The organism is Polaribacter uvawellassae, from assembly GCF_039748955.1.
In the GTDB taxonomy this organism is placed as follows: Bacteria; Bacteroidota; Bacteroidia; order Flavobacteriales; family Flavobacteriaceae; genus Polaribacter; species Polaribacter uvawellassae.
Window position 1 is genome coordinate 353,377 of sequence record NZ_JBDIZN010000002.1, and the last position, 19,502, is coordinate 372,878.

General features: G+C 31.0%; 22 protein-coding genes. 14 read left to right on the forward strand and 8 right to left on the reverse strand.

The window, feature by feature from the left end; translation table 11 throughout:
• Positions 1 to 35: 35 nt before the first annotated feature.
• Positions 36 to 1,067, reverse strand: a complete 1,032-nt coding sequence (locus ABDX67_RS05910; protein ID WP_347174041.1) for an RluA family pseudouridine synthase — start codon at positions 1,065 to 1,067, stop codon at positions 36 to 38.
• Between the two features lie 131 nt (positions 1,068 to 1,198).
• Positions 1,199 to 1,750, reverse strand: a complete 552-nt coding sequence (locus ABDX67_RS05915; RefSeq protein ID WP_347174042.1) for a PASTA domain-containing protein — start codon at positions 1,748 to 1,750, stop codon at positions 1,199 to 1,201.
• 96 nt (positions 1,751 to 1,846) lie between these two features.
• Between ABDX67_RS05915 and ABDX67_RS05920 the strand changes: the two genes are divergently transcribed.
• On the forward strand, positions 1,847 to 2,824 hold the full coding sequence (locus tag ABDX67_RS05920) for a D-alanine--D-alanine ligase (protein ID WP_347174043.1): 978 nt from the start codon (positions 1,847 to 1,849) through the stop codon (positions 2,822 to 2,824).
• Between the two features lie 4 nt (positions 2,825 to 2,828).
• On the forward strand, positions 2,829 to 3,296 hold the full coding sequence (coaD, locus tag ABDX67_RS05925) for a pantetheine-phosphate adenylyltransferase (RefSeq protein WP_347174044.1): 468 nt from the start codon (positions 2,829 to 2,831) through the stop codon (positions 3,294 to 3,296).
• Between the two features lie 4 nt (positions 3,297 to 3,300).
• On the opposite strand, the gene ABDX67_RS05930 is transcribed toward coaD, so the two are convergent.
• Together ABDX67_RS05930 and ABDX67_RS05935 are read right to left on the reverse strand one after the other, a co-directional pair.
• Positions 3,301 to 4,689 carry a pyridoxal phosphate-dependent decarboxylase family protein gene (locus tag ABDX67_RS05930; protein WP_347174045.1) on the reverse strand — a complete coding sequence of 463 codons (1,389 nt, stop codon included), beginning with the start codon at positions 4,687 to 4,689 and terminating at the stop codon, positions 3,301 to 3,303.
• A complete protein-coding gene (locus ABDX67_RS05935) occupies positions 4,677 to 5,258 on the reverse strand; it encodes a cysteine dioxygenase (RefSeq protein ID WP_347174046.1) in 582 nt (193 codons plus the stop codon). The genes ABDX67_RS05930 and ABDX67_RS05935 overlap by 13 nt, the downstream gene beginning before the upstream one ends.
• Before the next feature lie 258 nt (positions 5,259 to 5,516).
• On the opposite strand from ABDX67_RS05935, the gene ABDX67_RS05940 reads away from it, so the two are divergent.
• The 3 genes from ABDX67_RS05940 to ABDX67_RS05950 are packed head-to-tail and all read left to right on the forward strand — an operon-like array spanning position 5,517 to position 8,835.
• Positions 5,517 to 5,972 (forward strand): (2Fe-2S)-binding protein, encoded by a 456-nt coding sequence (locus ABDX67_RS05940; protein ID WP_347174047.1) that lies wholly within the window; start codon positions 5,517 to 5,519, stop codon positions 5,970 to 5,972.
• A 20-nt stretch (positions 5,973 to 5,992) separates the two neighbouring features.
• Entirely contained in the window at positions 5,993 to 8,167 is a 2,175-nt protein-coding gene (locus tag ABDX67_RS05945) for a xanthine dehydrogenase family protein molybdopterin-binding subunit (RefSeq protein ID WP_347174048.1), read from the forward strand.
• Positions 8,168 to 8,220: 53 nt separating this feature from the next.
• A complete protein-coding gene (locus ABDX67_RS05950; RefSeq protein ID WP_347174049.1) occupies positions 8,221 to 8,835 on the forward strand; it encodes a nucleotidyltransferase family protein in 615 nt (204 codons plus the stop codon).
• Here ABDX67_RS05950 and ABDX67_RS05955 read toward each other — a convergent pair.
• Positions 8,832 to 10,460, reverse strand: a complete 1,629-nt coding sequence (locus ABDX67_RS05955; RefSeq protein ID WP_347174050.1) for a SulP family inorganic anion transporter — start codon at positions 10,458 to 10,460, stop codon at positions 8,832 to 8,834. The two genes, ABDX67_RS05950 and ABDX67_RS05955, sit on opposite strands and share 4 nt — an antisense overlap.
• Positions 10,461 to 10,508: 48 nt before the next feature.
• Complete coding sequence (locus ABDX67_RS05960) at positions 10,509 to 11,108, reverse strand: NUDIX hydrolase (protein ID WP_347174051.1); 600 nt, start codon at positions 11,106 to 11,108, stop codon at positions 10,509 to 10,511.
• A 7-nt stretch (positions 11,109 to 11,115) separates the two neighbouring features.
• Between ABDX67_RS05960 and pyrE the strand changes: the two genes are divergently transcribed.
• Both pyrE and ABDX67_RS05970 read left to right on the forward strand, forming a co-directional pair.
• Positions 11,116 to 11,757 carry an orotate phosphoribosyltransferase gene (pyrE, locus tag ABDX67_RS05965; protein ID WP_347174052.1) on the forward strand — a complete coding sequence of 214 codons (642 nt, stop codon included), beginning with the start codon at positions 11,116 to 11,118 and terminating at the stop codon, positions 11,755 to 11,757.
• Positions 11,758 to 11,765: 8 nt separating this feature from the next.
• A complete protein-coding gene (locus tag ABDX67_RS05970) occupies positions 11,766 to 12,155 on the forward strand; it encodes an SRPBCC family protein (protein ID WP_347174288.1) in 390 nt (129 codons plus the stop codon).
• On the opposite strand, the gene ABDX67_RS05975 is transcribed toward ABDX67_RS05970, so the two are convergent.
• A complete protein-coding gene (locus tag ABDX67_RS05975) occupies positions 12,152 to 12,880 on the reverse strand; it encodes a biotin--[acetyl-CoA-carboxylase] ligase (RefSeq protein WP_347174053.1) in 729 nt (242 codons plus the stop codon). The genes ABDX67_RS05970 and ABDX67_RS05975 overlap by 4 nt on opposite strands.
• A gap of 87 nt (positions 12,881 to 12,967) precedes the next feature.
• Here ABDX67_RS05975 and rsfS point away from each other — a divergent pair, with 87 nt between their 5' ends.
• From rsfS to ABDX67_RS06010, 7 genes are read left to right on the forward strand one after another with little or no spacing between them, the layout of a single operon-like run.
• Positions 12,968 to 13,339 carry a ribosome silencing factor gene (gene rsfS, locus ABDX67_RS05980; RefSeq protein ID WP_347174054.1) on the forward strand — a complete coding sequence of 124 codons (372 nt, stop codon included), beginning with the start codon at positions 12,968 to 12,970 and terminating at the stop codon, positions 13,337 to 13,339.
• Positions 13,340 to 13,362: 23 nt separating this feature from the next.
• A complete protein-coding gene (gene ftsH, locus ABDX67_RS05985) occupies positions 13,363 to 15,327 on the forward strand; it encodes an ATP-dependent zinc metalloprotease FtsH (protein ID WP_347174055.1) in 1,965 nt (654 codons plus the stop codon).
• Positions 15,328 to 15,342: 15 nt separating this feature from the next.
• Positions 15,343 to 15,933, forward strand: coding sequence for an LUD domain-containing protein (locus tag ABDX67_RS05990; RefSeq protein ID WP_347174056.1), 591 nt, complete (start codon positions 15,343 to 15,345; stop codon positions 15,931 to 15,933).
• Position 15,934: 1 nt separating this feature from the next.
• The gene (locus ABDX67_RS05995; RefSeq protein WP_347174057.1) at positions 15,935 to 16,735 is read left to right on the forward strand and encodes a phosphatidate cytidylyltransferase; all 801 of its coding nucleotides are present in this window, start codon (positions 15,935 to 15,937) and stop codon (positions 16,733 to 16,735) included.
• Positions 16,736 to 16,747: 12 nt separating this feature from the next.
• Positions 16,748 to 17,398: a phosphatidylserine decarboxylase family protein gene (locus ABDX67_RS06000; protein WP_347174058.1), complete on the forward strand. Its 651-nt coding sequence runs from the start codon at positions 16,748 to 16,750 to the stop codon at positions 17,396 to 17,398.
• A 3-nt stretch (positions 17,399 to 17,401) separates the two neighbouring features.
• Positions 17,402 to 17,668: an acyl-CoA-binding protein gene (locus ABDX67_RS06005; RefSeq protein WP_347174059.1), complete on the forward strand. Its 267-nt coding sequence runs from the start codon at positions 17,402 to 17,404 to the stop codon at positions 17,666 to 17,668.
• A gap of 21 nt (positions 17,669 to 17,689) precedes the next feature.
• Positions 17,690 to 18,307 (forward strand): YceI family protein, encoded by a 618-nt coding sequence (locus ABDX67_RS06010; RefSeq protein ID WP_347174060.1) that lies wholly within the window; start codon positions 17,690 to 17,692, stop codon positions 18,305 to 18,307.
• A gap of 52 nt (positions 18,308 to 18,359) precedes the next feature.
• Here ABDX67_RS06010 and ABDX67_RS06015 read toward each other — a convergent pair whose 3' ends face one another.
• Positions 18,360 to 19,445: an amidohydrolase family protein gene (locus tag ABDX67_RS06015; protein ID WP_347174061.1), complete on the reverse strand. Its 1,086-nt coding sequence runs from the start codon at positions 19,443 to 19,445 to the stop codon at positions 18,360 to 18,362.
• Between the last annotated feature and the right edge of the window lie 57 nt (positions 19,446 to 19,502).

Consider the following 19,502-nt stretch of genomic DNA (forward strand, 5'->3'; position numbering starts at 1 on the left):
ATTAAAAATGATTTGTGAACTTGTATAGAAACCCTCTAAACCTCGTCTTTAGAATTTATTGTATAGGTTCTCCATTTTTCTAAACAATCTGAAATGTCTTTCGGAATTTCGGAATTAAAACGCATAAATTCACCTGTTTTTGGATGTGTAAATCCAAGTGTTTTTGCGTGCAATGCTTGTCTTGGCAACGTTTTAAAACAATTTTGTACAAATTGCTTGTATTTGGTAAAGGTGGTTCCTTTTAAAATATCATCACCGCCATAACGTTCATCATTAAATAATGTGTGTCCAATATGTTTAAAATGCGCTCTAATTTGATGCGTTCTACCTGTTTCTAATTTACACTGCACCAAAGTTACATAGGTTAAACGTTCTAAAACTTTAAAATGAGTAACGGCGTGTTTTCCAAAATCTCCTTCTGGAAAAACATCCATTTGCAAACGATTTTTAAAACTACGTCCAATATTTCCTTCAATAGTTCCTTCATCTTCTTCTACATTTCCCCAAACTAATGCGTAATACATACGTTCTGTATTTCTGTCAAAAAACTGTTTCGATAAATGTGCCATGGCAAATTCGGTTTTTGCAACCACTAACAATCCACTTGTATCTTTGTCAATTCTATGCACCAAACCTGGGCGTTCGTTAGAATTTGTTGGTAAGTTTTCTATATGATGAATCAACCCGTTAACCAATGTTCCAGAATAATTTCCGTGTCCTGGATGCACTACCATTCCGGCTGGTTTATTCACAACAATTACTGTATCGTCTTCGTAAATAATATCTAACGGAATATCTTCTGCAACCAATAAATTTTCTGCTGGCGGATGTGCTAAAACAACACGAACAACATCATGCGGTTTTACTTTGTAATTCGATTTTACTGCAACATCATTTACCAAAACATTTCCTGCTTTTGCTGCTTGTTGCACTTTATTACGCGTTGCATTTTCTACAAAATTCATTAAATATTTATCAACTCTTAAAGGTTCTTGACCTTCGCTTGCTGTAAACCTAAAATGCTCGTATAATTCGTCGTTCTCTAAATCTGTATTTTCTTCCTGCATAAATGTTGCGCTATAATGTTTTTTAGTAAGACTATTCAATAATTCAGTTTAACAACTGCTAATTGATAATTGTTAACTGCTAATTGATAATTGTTAACTGATAACTGATAACTGATAACTGATAACTGAATTTACTCTTTTCCGTCTCCTAAAATTAAATCGATGACCGAATCTTTTGGTAGTTTTTCTCCTGGTTTTAATCTACTTCCTTTGTGTTTCATACCTCTAACAACATCTTTTCCAATATCGCGTACATAAGAAAACTCTCCGATTCTAAACCCTATAGAAAGTAAATGCGTAATTGCCTGCCTTTTTGTTCTTCCGTTTAAATCTGGAATGGTAACATCGTTATACTTTGAAGGATTTACCGTTAAATAAATTTTTCTTTTTTCTTTTACAAAATCGCCAGCTTCTGGCTCCTGTTCTATAACAGATTTATTTGGGTATTCTGGATTGTACCTAGTAGAATCTAATACAATAAAAGTTAAATTTAATTCTTGTAATTTTTTATCAACTTCAGATAGTTCCATTTTATGTAAATCTGGAACTTCAATTTTTTGATTGTGATTGGTAGTGTAACCAAACCACCATTGTGTAGCAAAAACAATAATAAATAAGCCCGCTACAGCAATTGCTACTTGTTTAAAGAAAGTTTTACTTTTTATAAATTGAATTATACTCATGATCAATTTTTTAATAACAACAAAGATATAAAACCAAACGTTAGTCTTTCTATTTATATTTTGATAAATTTGTTAATACATTTTTAATTTTTACAAGTGAAAAAAAATATTGCCATAATTATGGGAGGTTTTTCCTCTGAAGTAAACATTTCATTAAAAAGTGGTGGAGTGGTTTACAATAATTTGAATAGAGTAAAATTCAATCCGTATAAAGTACATATTTTAAAAGAAAAATGGGTGGTTTTAGATGATAATGAAGTTGAATACCCTATTGATAAAAATGATTTTTCTGTAACCATAAACGGAACTAAAATAACTTTTGATTGTGTTTTTAACGCCATACATGGAACTCCTGGAGAAGATGGTAAAATTCTAGCTTATTTTAATTTAATCGGAATAAAACACACATCTGCGCCTTTTTATCAAATGGCTTTAACATTTAACAAAAGAGATTGTTTAAGCGTTGTAAAACATTACGAAATTCCTGCTGCTGCATCAGTATACTTAAACAAAGGCGATGTAATTAATACCGATAACATTATTGCAAAAGTTGGTTTGCCTTGTTTTATAAAACCAAACAATGCTGGCTCAAGTTTCGGAATTTCAAAAGCATATTCTGCAGAAGAAATTATTAAAGGAATAGAAAAAGCTTATAAAGAAGATTCTGAAATTTTAATAGAGAGTTTTTTAGACGGACGCGAAGTTTCTGTTGGTGTTATTCAATACAAAGGAGAAATTAAAGTGTTGCCAATAACCGAAATTAAAACAGAAAATGATTTTTTTGATTACGAAGCAAAATACGAAGGAAAATCTCAAGAAATAACTCCGGCAGATTTGTCAGAAAATGTTGCAGAAAAAGTAAGAAAAGTTGCAAAAAAAGTATATCAAGTTTTAAATATGAGTGGATTTTCTCGCTCTGAATATATTTTAGTTGATGGAGAACCACATTTTTTAGAAATGAATACTGTTCCTGGTTTAACTAACGAAAGTTTATTACCTCAACAAGCAAACGAAGCAAATATTAGCTTACCAGATTTATTTGACAATGCGATAGAAATGGCACTAACTAAGTAACAATATGAGAAAAGCAATTTTTCCCGGATCTTTTGATCCAATAACATTAGGACATATAGATATTATTAAAAGAGGAATTCATTTATTTGATGAAATTGTCATCGCAATCGGAATTAATGCCGAAAAAAAATACATGTTCTCTCTTGAAGAGCGTAAAAAATTTATTGAGGATGCTTTTTCTTCAGAAAATAATATTACTGTAGAAACATACAGTGGTTTAACGATTGATTATTGTAAATCCATCAACGCAAATTTTATTTTACGAGGCTTGAGAAATCCTGCAGATTTTGAATTTGAAAAAGCGATTGCTCAAACCAATGGAAAGTTGTCAAATATAGAAAGTGTGTTTTTATTAACGAGCGCAGAAACTTCTTTTATCAGTTCTACAATTGTTAGAGATATTCTTAAAAATGGTGGAGACGCTTCTATTTTAGTACCTAAATCTGTATCAGAATCTTTAAATAAAAAATAAATTTCTAGTAAACAGCTTCTAAAAGCTGTTGATTTTTTTCCACGAAACTTTCTAATACTTTAAAGAAGTTTAAAATATCTTTTTCAGTATTTGTTGCGTTTATTGTAACCAATCTTATAAAAGTATCTTCTTTGAAATCACCAAAACCAACAACAGTAATTTGATGCTCGTACAACAACGTACACAATGTTTTTGGATCAATATTTTTATAATTAAAACAAATTGAAACTGAATCCTCATAACTATACAAGGTATAATCTGGGTGATTTACAACATATTTTCTAGCGATATCTGCCAAATAAAATTGTTGATCTACAATTTTTTCTAATCCGTTTGTCCCAACTGATTTCCACAAGGTCCAAAATTTCAACGCATCATTTCTTCTTCCACATTGAAAAGAAGTTTTCCCTAAATTAAAATCATCGCCATCTGTTTGATATAAATAATCTGCATCATTGCTAAAAGAATTATGTAAATGTTTTTTTTCTTTCACTAAAATAACAGAACAGGTTAAAGGTGTTCCAATCATTTTATGTGCGTTATAACTAAAAGAATCCGATTTTTCAATTCCTTTTAACAAATGTCTTTTTGTGTCACTAAAAATAATAGAACCACAATAAGCACCATCAACATGCAACCAAATATTGTATTTTTCTGTAATAGTAGCAATCTCATCTATCGGATCAAAAGCTCCTAAAACAGTTGTTCCTGCAGTTGCATTTACAAAAGCTGGAATCTTTCCATTCTGAATATCAAGATTAATTTGTGCTTCTAATTTAGCAGGAATCATTCGTCCTCTTTCATCAGCTTCTATGTATCGAATATTTGCTTTTCCAATTCCTGTAAAACTTGCATTTTTAGCATTGGAATAATGAGATTCTTTAGAAGTATATACAACTAAAGGTTTCGACATTCCGTTTTGTCTACAATCTGGATCTTTTACATCTCTTGCCATTATCAGCGCCATATAATTACTCATCGATCCGCCAGCAGGAAAAGTTCCGTTACTCTGCGATCCATAACCAATCAAATTACAAGATTGTCTTATTATTTCTTGTTCAATACCAACTTGCGGACCAGCAACTTTGTATGTATACATGCTATTGTTTAACAAAACAGCCAATAAATCTCCTAAAATAGCTTTGCTTTGTCTTCCTCCAAATAATTGATTGAAAAATAAATTTGTAGCAGTTTTTGGCGTTGCAATAAGTACCTCTTTTAACACTTTTTTAAAAGCATCTTCTACCAACGCATTTTCTTGAAGAGACAAATCAATAGAATCGTATAAAATACTTGAATCAATGCGTTTTGCAACTGGATGATTTTTTTCTTCGTTTAATAAAACTTCAACTAGCTCATTAAATAGGGTTAAATCATTACTTAATTCAGACATATATTTTTCTTCTTTTTTGGTTTTATTTGTGCTACTTCTTCGACGTTGTCATAACATAATTCCTTACGAACAAATTTATTTTTTTTTGAATCGTACACATTACAATTCTTAATTGGTTTTGCATATAAATGCAACGACATGCTTCTTTTATTTGATGTGTTTTCTAAATTATGAAAACCCATAAAATCAATCATATATGCAACATCACCAGCTTTAGCGTTTGTAGTTTTAATGATTTTTAACTCACCTTTTTCACTTTTTTTATATACATTCTCTTTAAACTCTCCTTCAACAAAATATACCCAACATTCTTCTCCTCCATGATCGTGAATTGCTGTAACTTGTTCTTTTTCCCAACAAATTAAAATCAGTTCAAAGTTTTCATTTTCAAAAATACAGTTTCGAGTATAACAAGTTTTAGACCAATTTGCATGTTTTTTAAATTCTGCATTTGGTAGTTTCATCGATTTTAAAATAGCTGTGTAGTTTGTCCTCTCTTCTTCATCTAAAACTTGAATAAGTTCCGAGAATGTTTGTAATGAGTTTAGTGTGTTTTTTGTAGATTCCAATGAGTTTTATGTGTTTTTTGTGTAAAATCAGAAGAAAAACTCCTATTTTTAGCATTATTGCTAAGATACCATTTAAGAAACTTTTAAACGAATGATTCAGAAAAAATCCCTTTTTAATTTTATTGAAATAAAATAGAAGCTAAAAAAAATCAATCAAAAAAACCAGTACATTCTGCTTTTGTAAAAAGTTAAATTTGGTTAAATTCTATGCTTTTTTTAAAAAAGTAGTAACTTAGTGAGCATAAAAAAATCAACCATTTGAAAACACTTACAATTAACGGAAAAAACCACAATCTAGAAGCGCAAGATGATATGCCTTTGTTGTGGGCAATTAGAGATATTATTGGATTAACAGGAACAAAATACGGCTGCGGAGTTAGTCAATGTGGCGCATGTTCTATTTTAATTGATGGCGATTTAGTTCGCTCTTGTAGTTTACCTGTAAGTTATGGCGTTGGAAAACAAATTACAACCATAGAAGGAAAAACAGACAATTTAGAAATTCTTAGAAAAGCTTGGGAAGAAATTAATGTTCCGCAATGTGGTTACTGTCAGTCAGGACAATTAATTGCAGCAACTGCTTTATTAGACAATAATTCTAATCCAACAGACCAAGAAATTGATGATGCAATGAGCGGAAATATTTGTAGATGCGGAACCTATCCTAGAATTAGAAAAGCAATTCATACAGCAGTAAAACTTAAAAACAAATAGATATGGAAGGTATGCAAAATATGAGCCGTAGAAATTTCGTAAAAGTTTTTGGCTTAGCTTCAGGAGGATTAATTATTGGATGTCAATTTACCTCAGGAAATGAAATTGTTAGAATTGATGACGGAACTACGTTTAATCCGAATTTATTTGTACAATTAAAAAAAGACGGAAAATTAATTTTAATCTGTTCTCGTTCAGAAATGGGACAAGGAATTAGAACTTCATTAACTTCGGCAATTGCCGATGAAATGGAAGCAGATTGGAAGTATGTTTCTGTAGAACAAGCAACTGGTGATAAAAAATTCGGAAATCAAAATACCGATGGTTCTCGTAGTGTAAGAACTATTTTAGAACCGATGCGTAAAATGGGTGCAACTGCAAAAGCAATATTAATTGCTGCTGCTGCAAAAAAATGGCAAGTTTCTATAACAGATTGTAAGGCAGAAATGCATTATGTTATCAATAAGAACAACAATAAAAAACTCTTTTTTGGCGATTTAGTTGAAGATGCAATGCAAATTGAAATTCCTAAAGATGTAAAACTTAAGGACAAAAAAGACTTTAATTATATTGGTAAGGCTTTAAAAAGTATCGACATCAATCATTTTACACATGGTTCTGCAATCTACGGATTGGATGCTCGCTTGCCAAACATGAAATTTGCAACAGTTGCTCGTTGTCCGTCTGCTTTCGGAACCGTTAAAAACTTTGATAAAACCGATGCGCTTAAAATTGATGGAGTTTTGGATGTTGTTGAATTAGAACAAGTAAAAAAACCTTTCGGAATGTTTGGTGGAGTTGCAGTAATTGCAACAAATACTTGGGCAGCAATACAGGGAAAAAACAAATTAGATATTACTTGGAATAACGGTAAAAACGGACAATATGATAGCAAAAAGTACATGCAAAAAATTACCAATCGTGTACATAATAAAGGAAAAATTGTTCCGCCAACAACAGGAAATGTAAATACAGCTTTTTCTAAAGCTTCTAAAATTGTTGAAGCAACCTATCAATTACCACATTTAGCACATGCACCAATGGAAACACCAAACGCTTTAGCTTGGGTTCATGATGGAAAGTGTGAAGTTTGGGCGCCATTACAAGATCCGCAAACTGCAAGAGCAGATGTTGCTGCATATTTAGGAATTGAAGTAAAAGATGTTACCATTAATGTTACTTTTTTAGGTGGTGGATTTGGAAGAAAATCGAAACCAGATTTTGTGAATGAAGCTGTTGCTTTATCTAAAAAAATGAATGCTCCAGTTCAAGTAGTTTGGACTCGAGAAGATGATATACAAAATAGTTATTACCACACCACAAATGCACAATATTTAAAAGCTTCGTTAGATAAAAACGGAACAGTAACTGGTTGGTTACACAGAACTGCTTTTCCTTCAATTAACTCAACTTTTGTGCCTGGAGTAGATTATGCAGCAGGATGGGAAATTGGTCAAGGAATGAATAACAATCCGTTTGAAATTGAAAATACTCGTTATGAAAATGCAAAAGCCGAACCGCATGTAAGAATTGGTTGGCTGCGCTCCGTTTGTGCGATATTTCATAGTTTCGGAATCAATTCTTTTATTGATGAGTTGGCAGATAAAGCAAAAAAAGATCCGTTACAATTTAAACTAGATTTAGTTGGAAATGACAGAATTAGAAAAGAAAACTCTCCACATCCATTAAATACAAAACGTTTAAAAAATGTGATGAATATTGCTGCTAAAAAAGCAAATTGGGGAAGAAATTTACCTGAAGGTCATGGTTTAGGAATTGCCTTTTATTATAGTTTTTATAGTTATGTTGCAACTGTTGTTGAAGTTTCAGTTATCAACAATAAAGTAAAACTCCATAATATTTGGACAGTTTTAGATTGCGGAATGGTTCTTAACAAAGACAATGTATTAAACCAAATGGAAGGTGCTGCTGTTTTTGGAACATCGATTGCATTACACGGAAAAATTACTGCAAAAAATGGCAAGATTGAACAAAGTAATTTCCATGATTATAAAATGTCAAGAATGAATGATATTCCGACAGTTGATGTTACTTTAGTAGAAAGTGATGAAGCTCCAACTGGAGTTGGAGAACCTGGAGTTCCGCCAATTGCGCCAGCAATTACAAATGCCATTTTTAACGCTACAGGAAAAAGATATCGTTCTTTGCCTTTATCTGAACATGGTTTGGTGTAAAAAATAAAAATTATTAAACTAAAATTCCCGCACACTTTGCGGGAATCTTTTTTATGAATACAAACACTGTTCTTATTATTCTCGCAGGCGGAAAATCATCTAGAATGAAATTTCCAAAAGGCTTATTAAAACACAATAATCGTTTTTGGTTGCTTTCTCAAATAGAATCTTATATTGGAAATGAAGTTTTTATAGGATTAGGTTTTGATTGTCAATTGTATTTTGATGCAATTCCTTGGTTAGAAAAAGCTGTTGAAAGTCCACAAATATATCAACAAAAAAAAGTACGTGTAATCATTAATAAAACTCCAGAATTTGGATTATTTTCTACATTACAATCCGTTTTAAAAACACTCAACACAAATCATCAAGCAGTCATTTTACCAATTGATGTTCCGATGTTAAAACCATCAGAATTGAAAAAAATCATGGATTCAGAAAATGAAATTATCATTCCGACTTATAACAACAAAAACGGTCATCCAGTGAAGTTAGCTCCAAAATTCTGGAAATCACTTTTAGAATTAAACAATATGGATGTAGATTCAAGATTAGATATTCAAATCAAAAAAAGAAATGCATCAAAAATTTCATTGGTAGAAATTAACGATGCATCTATTTTGAAGAATTTAAACACACCAAAAGATTGGCAAGCGTTTAGATCTTAAAATTTATATTCTGATAAAGGTTTTGTAAAATCTTCTGGATTTGCTGCTAAATGATACCTTGGGTCATCAATTGATTCTTCTATAATTCCAGAAAAAATTGGGCTCGATTTATACAACAATACTTTACAATCTTCACTTAAATGTTTTAAAACAATCGATTTTTTTTCTGCATGGTATTTTTCTACCAGCGCAAAAATTGCTTCAATTGCAGAATGATCACTAATTCGAGCTTCTACGAAATCAATTTCTACGTGTTGTGGATCATTTTTAACATCAAACTTTTCATTAAAAGCAGAAATGCTTCCAAAGAATAAAGGACCCCAAATTTCGTACACTTTTGTTCCGTCTTCTTTAATTCGTTTTCTAGCTCTAATTCGTTTTGCATTTTCCCAAGAAAAAACCAATGCGCTTACAATAACTCCAGCTAAAACTGCAATTGCTAAATCAAAAATTACCGTTAAACCAGAAACCAACACCAATACAAAAACATCGGTTCTTGGTATTTTATTTAAGATTCTAAAACTAGACCAAGCAAAGGTTCCAATTACAACCATAAACATAACTCCAACTAGTGCTGCAATTGGAACTTGTTCAATATATGAAGATGCAAAAACGATAAAAATTAACAACATAACTGCTGCTGTAATTCCAGATAATCTTCCTCTTCCACCACCTTTAATATTGATAATTGATTGTCCAATCATTGCGCAACCTCCCATTCCACCAAACAATCCAGTTACAATATTTGCACCACCTTGTGCAACACATTCTCTATTTGAGTTTCCTCTAGTTTCTGTTAAATCATCAATTAAATTCAACGTCATTAACGATTCTATCAACCCGATTGCTGCTAAAATTAAAGCATATGGAAAAATAAATTTCAAGGTATCAAAATTCATTGGTATTTTAGAAAATGTTTCTAAATGTAACGTTGGCAATCCACCTTTTAAGCCTTCTCCTCCACCGTCTCTAATAAATGAGCCAACAGTTGCGACGTCTAAATTTGCAAAAATTACAATTCCGGTAACAACTAAAATTCCGATTAATGCTTCTGGTAATTTTTTTGTTGCTTTTATTTTAGGCAAACCCCACATAATAATCATGGTTAACAAAACTAAACCAATCATATACCATAAGTTATTTCCTTCTAACCATACTTTCTCTCCATTAACAGTTGATTTAAACATTCCTAATTGTGATAAGAAAATAACAATTGCCAATCCGTTTACAAATCCCATCATTACTGGATGCGGAATCAATCTAACAAATTTACCAAGCTTAAAAACTCCTGCAGAAATTTGTATCAATCCCATTAAAATTACGGTAGCAAATAGATAATACAATCCTAAATTTTCATCAGGATTTCCCATTGCATTTCCTTCAGAAACCAACGAAACCATTACAACTGCTAAAGCACCGGTTGCACCAGAAATCATTCCTGGTCTACCACCAAAAATAGATGTAATTAAACCAACCATAAATGCAGCATACAATCCAACTAAAGGATCAACTCCAGCAACAAAAGCAAAAGCAACTGCTTCTGGCACCAAAGCTAAGGCAACTGTAATTCCTGATAAGACATCATTCTTTACATTTTGTACTCTTTTTCTAATAAATTCAGTCATAATTTTGATTGATTTTTGAAGACGGCAAATATAGGTTTTATTTTGAACTTATAATTGCCTGTAAGAATCTAGAACCAACTTAATGTTTGCGTAGGTATTCTGCAGATTTTCATTAACTTGTGCTTCGTTTTTAAATGCTACTTTGGTAATTCCTTCTTCTAATTGTGGAGTTAGTTTTTCTTGAAAACCTGTTTTCATCAAAAACCAATGTGTAATTTTTAATTGCTGAAGATCATCCATAAAAAATAAATGATAGGTAGTTAATAATGGTTTTTCTAAAACTAAATTTTTAACTCCGCATTCTTCTTCTACTTCTCTAACAGCTGTTTCTTCTATGGTTTCACCTTTTTCAATTCTTCCTTTTGGTAAATCCCACATACCTAATCGGTGGATAAAAAGCATTTCATTATTTGGATTTAAAACCAATCCGCCAGCGGCAGAAACCACTTTAAAATGTTTTTTAAAAGTTTTCCAATCTTTTTCTAAGTTAGCACAGAATAAATTTACACCTTTTGAGTTGCCTTTTTTTAGTTTGTGCAAAATTTCATCAACAACAATATCCTTAAAAATATAAACACGGTAATTATTGTTTTTTTTTAATGAATCTGTTAAAATAATTGGCTTATCATTTACAAAAACTTTATACATTTGCGACATGATTTTAAACAAAGATACAGCAAAAAAAACAGCTGAACTTTTATTGCAAGTAAAAGCAATAAAGTTAAACCCATCAGAGCCTTTTGTTTGGGCTTCTGGATGGAATTCCCCGATCTATTGTGACAATAGAGTTACCTTATCTTTTCCTCCTGTTAGAAATTTTATTAAAACAGAACTTGCTAAACTTGTTGAGCAAAAACATGGAAAACCAGATGTAATTGCTGGTGTTGCAACTGGCGCAATTGCAATTGGCGTTTTAGTTGCTCAAGAATTGGGTGTTCCGTTTGTGTATGTGAGACCAGAAGCTAAAAAACACGGCCGTAAAAACCAGATTGAAGGCTACATAGAAAAAGGACAAAACGTTGTTGTTATTGAAGATTTAATTAGCACCGGAAAAAGCAGTTTATTAGCTGTTGAAGCTTTAAAAGAGGCCGATGTTAATATTAAAGGAATGGTTGCTATTTTTACCTACGGATTTGAAATTGCAGACAATAACTTTAAAGAAAATAACGTAGAACTAACTACATTAAGTAGCTACGAATATTTACTAGAACAAGCGCTAGATAGCAATTACATTTCAGACAAAGAATTAAACACACTACAAGATTGGAGAAAAAATCCAAGCAAGTGGAATCAATAAAACAAACTATGAATTTAGAAAGCACTAAAGTTACCGTTGCAAAATCCTCAAAAGAAGTTTTTGAATTTTTAATAAGTCTTCAAAACTTTGAGCAATTAATGCCAGAAAACACTCAGAAATTTGAAGTTGATGGAGAATCGTTTTTATTTGCTTTAAAAGGAATGCCTGAAATTAGGTTGATTTTAAAAGAAAAAACGGAATTTTCTAACATCACTTTAGGAGCCGCAAGCAGCAAGTTGCCTTTTACATTGTCTGCAAATATTTCTGAATTAACTGATGAAAAAAGTGAAGTTCAATTATCTTTTAATGGCGATTTTAATCCGATGATGGCAATGATGGTAAAAAAACCATTGACAAAATTTATTGAAGTTTTAGCTGAAAATATTTCTAAAATTTAAGCAAAAGAAACTTCTTTGATTCCGAATTCTTTAATTGAATCATTTTCTAATTCAACTTGAAGTTTTCCTACAGGAGAAACACCTACAATTTTACCCATAAATAAAACACCTTCGCTATCTTTAAACATTGCTGGGGTGTTTTTTTTGTGCAAATTTTTTAAATAGTTTTTCTTTAAAACATTTGTTGAAGCATTGGTAATATAAGAAATTTGAATTTTTAGTTCAGTAATTAATTTATTTAAAAGCTCATCAAGATCTACTTCTGTTTGTGTTTCTTTTAAAAGAGAAGTTGCATTAAAATTAGTCGGAAAATTTAATTGATTTACATTTAAACCAACCCCAATAATAGAAGATTTAATTTCATCTTTTTGCATGACATTTTCTACTAATATCCCGCACAATTTTTTATTTGATGACAAAATGTCGTTAGGCCACTTAATGGTTACTTTCGGTATTTTATAACTATTTAGCACATTTACAATAGCAATAGAAACTGCATAATTAACCAATACTTTGTGAGTTGTTGGAAAAGAATTAAACCGAACAAACACACTGCATAATAAGTTTTTATTTGCTTCAGAAAGCCAACTAGTTCCCATTTGTCCTCTGCCTTTTGTTTGCTTTTTTGCTACAATTACAGTAAAGTTTTCAAGCACCGAAGAATGTGCCATTTCCTTTAAAAAAGAATTGGTAGAATCGATGGCATTAAGTTTGATTATCCTCATTTGTTAAATATTCTACAAACATGTAGAATATACCGCAAAATAATCATAAAAAAACAATAACTTTGTTTTAAATATTAAAGAATTTTAATGACGATAAAAAAAATAGACACGGACGAGTTAATTGCTGAAATAATTAAAGGAATTGATGATGTAAAAGGAGAAGATGTACAACTACTAGATTTAAGAGAAATTGAAAATACAGTTTGCGATTATTTTATTATTTGTTCTGGAAGTTCTAACACACAAGTTAAAGCTATTTCTAGTTCAATTCAAAAAATTGTTAGTAAAAGTATAAAAGACAAACCTTGGCATATAGAAGGAGAAATAAACTCTGAATGGATTTTAATGGATTACGTAAATGTTGTAGTTCATGTTTTTCAAAAACAAATTAGAGAATTTTACGATATAGAAAGTCTTTGGGGCGATGCTAAAATAACTACAATTAGCTCAAGCAATTAATCAATAGCATAGAAATTTTACACATGAGTGATTCAAAAAATAACAATAAAAAAAATATACCTAAGTTTAATTTTTACTGGATTTACGGAGCAATATTTGTTCTTTTAATTGCATTTCAGTTTTTAAATTCTGGTGATACAGCTTCTAAAAACATATCAACAAATAAATTTTCTGAAATATTAAACAGTAACGATATTAAAGAAATAGTTATAGTAAACAGAAGTAGTGCGCAAATTTATCTTACCGAAAAAGCATTAAATAAAGAAGCTTATAGAAAGTATAAAAAAACAACTGTTTTTAATCAGAAAGCACCCGCATTTTCTTATGATTTTGGTGATTTACAAAATTTTGAAAATCAGCTTTCCGAAGCTAAAAAAACAAACAATTTAGATTTTGATCAAAAACACATAGAGCAAACAAGTTTTATGGATCAAATTTTTGCATTCTTACCGTTTATTATTTTAATTGCAATCTGGTTATTCTTCATGAGAAGAATGTCGGGCGGTGGTGCTGGTGGCGGTGGTGGCGGTCAAATTTTTAACATTGGTAAATCTAAAGCAAAGCTTTTTGATAAAGATACCAAAGTAAAGACCTCTTTTAAAGATGTTGCAGGTTTAGAAGGCGCAAAAGAAGAAGTGCAAGAAATTGTAGATTTCTTAAAAAACCCAGAAAAATATACTTCTTTAGGAGGAAAAATTCCGAAAGGAGCATTATTGGTTGGATTGCCTGGAACAGGAAAAACATTATTAGCAAAAGCCGTTGCAGGCGAAGCTGGTGTGCCTTTTTTCTCATTATCTGGTTCAGATTTTGTTGAAATGTTTGTTGGTGTTGGAGCTTCTCGTGTTAGAGATTTATTTAAACAAGCTGCACAAAAATCACCATCAATTATTTTTATTGATGAAATTGATGCAATTGGTAGAGCACGTGGAAAAAACAGTATGACAGGAGGAAATGATGAACGTGAAAATACGTTAAATCAGCTTTTAACAGAAATGGATGGTTTTGGAACAGACACTAATGTTATTGTGCTTGCTGCTACAAACAGAGCAGATGTTTTAGACAAAGCATTATTACGTGCTGGTCGTTTTGATAGACAAATTTATGTTGATTTACCAGACATTAATGAGCGTCAAGCAATTTTTGAAGTACATATAAAGCCTTTAAAGTTATCAGAAAGTGTAAATATTGAATTTTTAGCACAACAAACTCCTGGTTTTTCTGGTGCAGACATTGCAAATATGTGTAACGAAGCTGCTTTAATTGCTGCTAGAACAAATAAAAAAGCTATTGAACATCAAGATTTCTTAGATGCTGTAGATAGAATTGTTGGTGGTTTAGAAAAGAAAAATAAAGTTATCACACCAAAAGAAAAGAAAACAATTGCATATCACGAAGCTGGTCATGCAACTGTTAGTTGGATGTTAGAACATGCAGCGCCTTTGGTAAAAGTTACAATTGTACCAAGAGGACAATCATTAGGTGCAGCGTGGTATTTACCCGCAGAAAGAATGATTGTTCAAACAGAACAAATGCTTGATGAAATGTGTGCTACTTTAGGCGGAAGAGCTGCAGAAAAAATTATTTTTGATAAAATTTCTACAGGAGCTTTAAGCGATTTAGAAAAAGTAACAAAACAGGCAAGAGCAATGGTAACTGTTTATGGTTTAAATGAAGAGGTAGGAAACATTACCTATTATGACTCATCTGGTAACGATGCTTTTGTAAAACCATATAGCGAAGAAACTGCTAAAAAAATTGATAGAGAAATTTCTAAGATGATCGAAGAACAATATCTTAGAGCCATCGAATTGTTAAAAAATAACAAAGAAAAATTAACCATTTTAGCTGAGTTATTATTAGAAAAAGAAGTCATCTTTAAAGATGATTTAATGAAAATATTCGGAAAAAGACCTTTTGATGAAGAAGAAGAAATCGTAAAAAAAGAAATTGTTATTGACGTAAAAGAATCGGACAAAAAAGAAGAATAATCTTATTTTTACAAAATGAGTTTTTTTAAAAAGGTATTTAAATTATCATCAGAAACATCTGAAGAAAAAGCGGCTAAACAACAAGAAGTCAATTTATCTTTAGATGATTCTTTTGTTCACTATTTTTTAGAAAAAGGCGGTAAATTTTTATACTGTACAAAAAAGGAAGAAATTGAATTCCACCTACAAAACATCATCAAAGAAAATAGTTGGAATGAGTTGGTTTGCATAGACAAAAAGCTAAGTGGATTGATTAAAAAAACAGGCATAACTATCAAATCAGATATTAATTATTCTGCTCCTTTTTTTACAACTTGTGAACATTTAATTGCAGATAATGGAGATGTTCTTTTTTCTTCAAATCAAATACGTAGTAAAAAATTATCTTCTCTTTCAGAGCACTTTGTAGTGTACGCAACTACAAGTCAATTAGTTAAAAATACGGGAGAAGGTTTAACAGGTATTAAAACTAATTTTAAAGGTAATATTCCAACAAATATTAGTGCTGTTAAAAATTATTGTTTGCAAAAAAAAGATGATAATTTCTTAAATTACGGCAACAGTAATTCAAAAAACTTATATTTGCTGCTGTTTGAAGACTTTTAATATGCGCAACCTACTAACCAGATCAATTTCTGGATTTGTTTATGTTACTCTTTTTTTATTTGCAATTCTATACGACGCAAAAAGTTATATTGCTTTAACAACTGTTTTTGCTATTGTCTGCATTTGGGAATTTTCTAAACTTGTACAATCTAAAAATGTTATTCCGTATCTTTTTTTAGGTGGAATGCTCTATTTTTTCATAAACCCAATAGAAGGTTATTCGTCGGTAACAAGTTTAGGTTTTACTATTGTTGGTCTAGTTATTTTAATTTATTTACTTTTTAGTTCTAAAAAAATTAAAACCGACACCATTTTTCAACGTCTATTTTTACAACTTATTTATCTTGTTTTACCTTTTTATTTTTTAATTTCTATACCTTTTATCTTTGGTAATTATCAACCAAAAATTTTAATCTGCGTATTAATCTTTATTTGGGTAAATGACAGTTTTGCTTATTTAGTTGGAAAAAACTTTGGAAAAACAAAGTTATTTGAAAGTGTTTCTCCTAAAAAAACTATTGAAGGCTTTTTTGGTGGATTGATTTTTTCATTAATTGCGGCATTTTTTATCACACAACAACATAATCACTCAAAAATCACATTGATAGATTGGATGATTATTGCAGCTATTTTATCTATTTTTGGTACAATTGGCGATTTAATAGAATCAAAATTTAAAAGACAAGCAAATATTAAGGATAGCGGAAACATTATGCCTGGTCATGGTGGATTATTAGACAGGTTAGATAGTTTGTTTTTTGCCGCTCCATTTGTATATTTGTATTTATACTTCATCATTTAAAATTGAACTTTTATGTTTCATAAAGAAGGATTTAAAATCATTACAATTACCTCTTTAATTATTGTTGGCGGAATTTTACTAGCAGACAAATTTATTGAGGTTGCTTGGTTGCAAAAAACAATTCAAATTGGGTTGATTTTTCTATTTATTATTGTACTTCAATTTTTTAGAAACCCTAGAAGAAACACTGTAATTAATGATGGTCAAATTATTGCTCCTGTAGACGGAAAAGTTGTTGTAATTGAAGAAGTTTTTGAACCAGAATTTTTTAAAGACAAAAGACTACAAGTTTCAATTTTTATGTCTCCGATAAACGTTCATGTTACTCGTTATGCTTTAAGCGGAACTGTTAAATACAGTAAATATCATCCAGGGAAATATTTAGTTGCCTGGCATCCAAAAGCATCTACAGAGAACGAGAGAACTACAATTGTTTTAGAGAATAACACTTTTGGTCAAGTTTTATACAGGCAGATTGCAGGTGCATTAGCTAAAAGAATTGTAAATTACGCTAAAGAAGGGCAAGAAGTTGTTCAAGGAACAGATGCTGGTTTTATCAAATTTGGATCTAGAGTAGATTTATTTTTACCTTTAAACACTAAAGTTGATGTAAAAATTGGCGACAAAGTTAAAGGCGGAGAACAAATAGTTGCACATAAGTAAAAAATGGGTAAATCAATAGACATACAATTTCAAGAAGCTTATAAAACAGTTTCTAGTTTGTCTCAAGATCAATTTGCTCCAGACATTATGTTAAAGCTATATGCCTTCTACAAACAAGCTACCTACGGCGATAACAATCCAGCTTATATTGACGACGAAAATGATTTAGATTTAAGAAATGGATTTAAACTAAATGCATGGATTCAATTAAGAGGAATGTCGATAGAAAAAGCAAAAAAAGAATACATCAAAATTGTAAATACATTATAATTTTAACAACCAAAATCAACCATGAAAAAATTAATTATACTTACTGTACTAACAGTATTTTCTTTTCATTTTACAGCTTGTAAAACTGATGTTAAGAAGAAAACAGTAACAAAAGAAGTTGCAACAGCCGCTTTTTCATTAGATAAAGCAAGTAATTCAATTAATTGGGTTGCTTATAAAACAACAGATAAAATTGCTGTTAAAGGCGAATTTAAAAAAGTAAACATTACTAAAAACGGAAATGGAGATACTGCAAAAGATGCCGTAAATAATGCTGAATTTTCAATTCCTGTTAGTAGTATTTTTTCAAATTTAGACGACAGAGATTTTAAACTGCGTAAGTTTTTCTTCGGAGTAATGGACAATACAAGTTTATTATCTGGGAAATTAATGTTGACAGATGAAACAAACGGAGTTGCGTCAATTACAATGAATGGCGTAACAGCAGATTTACCTTTTACTTATACATTAGAAGGAAAAGAATTCAAGTTAAACGCAACGATGAATTTAGATAATTGGAATGCTCAAAATGCTGTAAAATCTTTAAATGAAATTTGTGGAGATTTACATAAAGCTGCAGACGGAGTTTCTAAAACTTGGAGTGAAGTTGCAATTAACATTACTTCTACTTTTAAATAAAAACAGAAATAATTACATAAAAAAAGCCTCGCAATTGCGAGGCTTTTTTTATTTAAGATAAAATCTTTTTAACCAATTCTTGTTTTCCTTTTTCATCATCTCCAAAAATCCATTGTAGCACATTATCATCCCAAATTTCATCTCTTTCTGTCTCGTTGATAATGCCTTCTTCAATCGCTAAATCTAAAATTTTTCCTGGATAGGAAGATTGTATTTCACTTTCCATTTCTCCTAACGGATACGGATCATCTAAGCCCATTAACACTTGTTTTGAACCTTGATTCTTAATCAATAATTGCAATCCGCCAGTATCGTGCACCAACGTATCAAAGAAAATATTTTTATGTCCAACTGCTTTTCGTGGATGTGTTTTTCCTTCAAATAAATCTGGCCTTCCGTCAAAACCTTGAATTCTACGCCCTAAATTTATTTGTGCTAATTGTCCGCCATGCGCAAAACAAACGCGCATTCCTGGGTATTTATCTTGATATCCATTTAAGGTTAAAAAATGATATGCATCTGCACATTGTGCCAACATCCAAATTAAATGAAAACGCCAAGAAGTATTTTCTAATTTGATGAATTTTTCTCCGTCATACGGATGAATTTCTACCGCTAAGTTATACTTGCTTGCTAATTCAAAAATTGGTTCATTTTCTTCATCAAAAATACAGCGCCATGTTCCGATTGTATCCATATAATGTGTTGGCAAACACAACAAACGCATTCCTAATTGTTCTACACAACGCTCAATTTCCCAACAAGCTCCTTGAACAAATCCTGGATGAACCACAAACCCACAAGTAAATTTAGACGGATTTTCTTGCTGAATTCTCGCATTAAAATCATTTTGAAAGCGCAAGGCTTGTTTCATTTCCTCAACACGCAAACCATTTCCGTACAATTGAGATAAATTCAATACAACTGCGTGGTCAATCTTAAAACGCTCCATCCATTCTAATTTTTCATCTAAGAAAAAACTAGAATCTGTAACTGGTCTGCTCCAATCTTTTTGAAGCATAAATTTACGGTCTTTATCCACCCAAAAAATTCCTTTGTCTTTCATAAACTGCGGAATCTCTTCTGGGTAGGGTAATAAATGTGAATGTCCGTTAATACGTAATTTTCTTTTTTCCATTCTTTCTGTCATTGCGAGGCTTTAGCCGTGGCAATCTTTTTATTTTATAGTGAGATT